4 protein-coding genes and 1 pseudogene are annotated in these 4247 nt (G+C 64.8%); 3 read left to right on the top strand and 2 right to left on the bottom strand.

The features are described from left to right. The coding region (locus PV761_RS24075) for an HNH endonuclease signature motif containing protein (RefSeq protein ID WP_347900032.1) at positions 1-575 on the top strand (575 nt) is incomplete at its 5' end. A 127-nt stretch (positions 576-702) separates the two neighbouring features. Here PV761_RS24075 and PV761_RS24070 read toward each other — a convergent pair. Together PV761_RS24070 and PV761_RS24065 are read right to left on the bottom strand one after the other, a co-directional pair. Beyond that, on the bottom strand, positions 703-1596 hold the full coding sequence (locus PV761_RS24070; RefSeq protein WP_347900031.1) for a 3-hydroxyacyl-CoA dehydrogenase family protein: 894 nt from the start codon (positions 1594-1596) through the stop codon (positions 703-705). Next, complete coding sequence (locus PV761_RS24065) at positions 1593-2354, bottom strand: enoyl-CoA hydratase/isomerase family protein (protein WP_347900030.1); 762 nt, start codon at positions 2352-2354, stop codon at positions 1593-1595. The genes PV761_RS24070 and PV761_RS24065 overlap by 4 nt, the downstream gene beginning before the upstream one ends. A 225-nt stretch (positions 2355-2579) precedes the next feature. Between PV761_RS24065 and PV761_RS24060 the strand changes: the two genes are divergently transcribed. Both PV761_RS24060 and PV761_RS24055 read left to right on the top strand, forming a co-directional pair. Beyond that, on the top strand, positions 2580-3956 hold the full coding sequence (locus tag PV761_RS24060) for an NAD-dependent succinate-semialdehyde dehydrogenase (protein ID WP_347900029.1): 1377 nt from the start codon (positions 2580-2582) through the stop codon (positions 3954-3956). Positions 3957-4094: 138 nt separating this feature from the next. Continuing rightward, positions 4095-4247: pseudogene (locus tag PV761_RS24055) on the top strand (3-oxoadipyl-CoA thiolase); the annotation flags it as partial.

Raw genomic sequence — 4247 nt, 5'->3', positions numbered from 1 at the left:
ATTCCTTCCACCGCGTCCTGATCGACCCGCGTGACGGCGCACCGCTGGAAATCGGCCGGACCAGCTACCGCCTCACGCAGGCCCAGCGTCGCTGGCTGCGGCTCCGCGACGGCAAATGCCCCTTCCCCGGCTGCAGCAACCCTTCCCTGGACAACGAAGCGGACCACCTCCTGGCCTGGGCCGACGGCGGCGCCACCGGAATCTCCAACCTCGGCCAGCCCTGCCCCAGGCACCACCGCCTCAAACACAGCAGCGCCTGGACACCAACCGGAGCCGGCACGAACAGCCCGCCGGGATGGACCTCACCGGGAGGGCGGCACTACCCCAGCGAACACCAGGACTGGGAACCACCCCACTGGCCGGCCCACACGGTCATCGGGGACCTACGCGCGGGCCTGGGACCGCCCGCAGATTCAGGACTGTATCCCGAACCGGAGCTACCCCCGGACCCCTTCCCCGAATGGCACCTATTCACCCCCGGGCACGAATACCCTTGCGTAGACGCGGACTTTCCGGGGTGGCCGGCGTTCGTCGATGATCCCGCACCCGAAGGCCTGCTGATCTTGAGTGGGTGAGCGACAGGTTCCTAAGCATGTGCGCTACAAGGGCGCGGAGCGTGCCTCTAAACACAACGGCGGCCAGCGAAATCGCTGACCGCCGCCTCCTCACCTGCCCGGGGGAAGTTCAGGACCCCGGGGGAGTTCAGGAGTAGTCGTAGAAGCCCTTACCCGACTTCCGCCCCAGTTCGCCGCGTGCCACCATGTCGCGAAGGATCTGAGGTGGTGCGAACCGATCGCCGAGGGTTTCGTGCAGGTACTCGGCGATGCCCAGACGGACGTCCAGGCCCACGATATCCGTGGTGCGCAGCGGTCCGGATGCGTGCCGGTAGCCGAGCTCCATGGCCGCGTCGATGTCCCGGGCACTGGCCACGCCCTCTTCCAGCATGCGCATGGCCTCCAGTGCAATCGCGACGCCCAGGCGCGAACTCGCGAAGCCCGGTGCGTCATGGACCACGATGGGGGTCTTGCCGAGCCCGCGCACCCAGCGGGTGGCGGAATCGGCGAGTTCCGGGGCCGAGAGGGGTCCAAGGACAACTTCCACCAGGGTGGACGCGGGCACCGGGTTGAAGAAATGCAGTCCGCAGAGCCGTTCCGGCCGGGCAAGCGTCGCCGCCAGTTCAGTGACGGACAGCGAGGAAGTGTTGGTGGCGATCCAGGCATCCGCGCCAATGAACCGTTCAACATTGAGCAACGCGGACTGTTTGAGCTTGAAGTCCTCCGGAACGGCTTCGACCACCAGGCCGGCCTTGCCGAAGTCGGCGGCGTCAGTGGACACCGCGAACCGGCCCAGGAGCGACTCCAGGTCCTCGGCGACAGCGGCCTTCTCAATCGCCTTGGACAACGTGCCGGTCACCCGGTCAAGGGCCGCTGCCGCGGCCGCCGTGTCGCGTTCGACGACGGTCACGGCCGCTCCGGAGACCAAGAAGGCGTGCGCGATGCCCGCGCCCATCCGGCCTCCGCCGAGGACGCCCACCGTCTGGGGGACGCCTGGGGTTTCTATGTCCGGGATTTCCGTGGTTGCAAGGGAAATGGTCATTTGGTGGCTCCTTTGTGTTTTTTTCGGTCCAGGAACGCCTGCATCCGCTCAAACTTTGCTTCTGATTCAAAGAGGATGCCTTGGGCGAGTTCGTCGATGGCGGGGTGCGCGGATCTCGGTGCCTGCAGGACGCTCTTGGTGAGGCGGACCGCGAGCGGATCCTGGGATGCGATCCGGGCTGCAAGGGCGAAGGCTGCGGGGATCAGCTGGTCTGGTTCGTGCAGTTCAGTGACGAGCCGGACGGCCAGGGCCTCGGCGCCGTCAAGCACTTTTCCGGTGAGCAGGATTTCCTTGGCCAGGGGCTCGCCCACGAGTTCGACGAGGCGCCACCCCGCGCCGGCAGCAGCGAGGATGCCGAGTCCGGTTTCCGGATTGCCGATCTTTGCCCGTGGCGTGGCAATCCGGAAGTCCGCCGCGTAGGCCAGTTCGGCACCGCCGCCGAGCGCAAAGCCATCAATGGCTGCGATCACCGGCATGGGCAGTTTGGCGATGCGCTGGAAAAGGCCGGAATTGATACCGGCCAACGCATCATTGCGGCGGCGTTCGCGGAGCTGGGCGATGTCCGCCCCGGAGGCAAAGATGCCGCCGGAGGGGAGCTGCGCCCCGGAGAGAATGAGGATTCTGGGAGTGCGCTCCAAATCTGCGCATACAGCGTGCAGCTCGTCCACCATGAGCTGGTCGATGGCGTTGCGGACTTCAGGCCTGTTGAGTTCGACGTGGACGGTCTCGCCCGCGTCATGGATCTTGATCGTCTTCACAGGCCCACCTTCGCACTAGCTATTACCCAGCGTCCAATACCTAATAGCAGGCCGATTATTGCGGAAAACTTATGGATTGCGTGAAGAGGAGACGGCGACCCCGCCGTCGTCGATTGATCCTGAATTCTCATTGATCATGCGGCTAATAAGTATTGGACGGCATAGCCGGAAGCTGGGATCGTGATTGGTAAGACAAAGCCGTACCTGCAGAAAGAGTTCCGGATCATGAGCAACTACGCGACCATCAACCCGGCAACCGGAGAACGCGTTGCCGAGTTCCCCACCCTCACCGATGACGAAGTGCAGGACGTCCTGAAGCGCTCCTTCACCGAATACCGCAATTGGCGCTCCACCACCGTGGCCGAACGGGCCGCCGTTTTGACTCGCGTCGCCGAACTGACGCGCGAACGCTCCGAGGAACTCGCCGCCCTGCTGACCCTGGAGATGGGCAAACCGATCGCGGAGGCACGCGGTGAAGTCGCCCTCGTTGCGTCGATCTACGCGTACTACGCGGACAACGCCGAGCGCTTCCTCCGGGATGAACCCCTGGACATCAGCGGACGCGGTTCGGCTGTGGTCCGCACCGAACCCATCGGGCCGCTGGTCGGCATCATGCCCTGGAACTTCCCGTACTACCAGGTGGCCCGTTTCGCTGCGCCGAACATCGCGCTGGGCAACACCGTAATCCTCAAGCACTCACGGAACTGCCCGCAGTCGGCCCTGGCCATCGAGGCTGTCTTCCGCGACGCCGGGCTGCCGGCCGATGTCTACATCAACGCATTTGCCACCAGCGGCCAGATCGCCACCATGGTCGCAGACCCGCGTGTCCAGGGAGTCTCGCTGACCGGCTCCGAGAAGGCCGGATCCGCCGTGGGGGAAATCGCCGGACGGCACATGAAGAAGTATGTGCTGGAGCTCGGAGGCTCGGACCCCTTCATCGTGCTGCCGGACGCGGACCTGGACAAAGCGGTGGCCGGTGCCGTGGCAGGCCGTATGTACAACGGCGGCCAGGCCTGCACAGCGTCCAAGCGCTTCATCATCGTCGGCGACATTTACGACGAGTTCCTGCGACGCTACACCGAGGCCATGTCCAGGATCACGCCGGGCGATCCGACGGATACCAAGACGACCTTCGGCCCGCTGTCGTCCCAGGCCTCGGTGGATGAAATCGCCGAGCTGGTCCAGGACGCAGTTTCCAAGGGCGCCACCGCCATCACCGGCGGGGGCGCACCGAACGGATCCGGCGCCTATTACCCCGCAACGGTCCTGACCGGCGTCACCCCGGACATGCGGGCCTACTCGGAGGAGATCTTCGGCCCCGCCGCGGTCGTCTACCGCGTCGACTCTCCCGAAGCTGCCGTAGACCTGGCAAACGATTCACCCTTTGGCCTCTCCAGCTCTATCTACACCTCGGATGTGGACGCCGCACGGCAGCTTGCCGAACAGCTCGAGACCGGAATGGTGTGGATCAACAGCATCAGCCGCAGCGCGCCGGACCTGCCCTTTGGCGGAGTGAAGCGCTCCGGCGTCGGCCGTGAACTGGCGCAGTACGGAATCAACGAGTTCTCCAACAAAAAGCTCATCCGGATCCCGGCAGCGTAACCCCGCTCGAACCCCCGCGAGGCCGCAGAAGCGCGGCCCGCCCGCCCAACTAGGTAGCAGCAGGTGTCGTTTTGGGCCGTCATAACGACACCTGCTGCTACTTAGTTGGGCCGTCAGATGAAAACTAGAGGAACACTTATGAACCAGGCTTTTGTGTACGATGCCGTGCGCACCCCGTTTGGGAAGTTCGGCTCCGGCCTTGCCGGTGTCCGGTCGGATGATCTTGCCGCGCATGTGATCGGTGAGATCGTGAAGCGGGCTCCGAAGCTCGATGTTGAGCGGATCGACGAG

Origin of the sequence: Arthrobacter sp. CC3 (assembly GCF_039907775.1) — a bacterium.
In the GTDB taxonomy this organism is placed as follows: domain Bacteria; phylum Actinomycetota; class Actinomycetes; order Actinomycetales; family Micrococcaceae; genus Arthrobacter.
This window is presented reverse-complemented; position numbering and strand designations above follow the sequence as displayed.

Excerpts from the sequence above, each read along its gene's own strand:
- PV761_RS24070 (WP_347900031.1), bottom strand. The coding sequence starts at position 1,596 with ATGACCATTTCCCTTGCAACCACGGAAATCCCGGACATAGAAACCCCA.
- PV761_RS24060 (WP_347900029.1), top strand. The coding sequence starts at position 2,580 with ATGAGCAACTACGCGACCATCAACCCGGCAACCGGAGAACGCGTTGCC.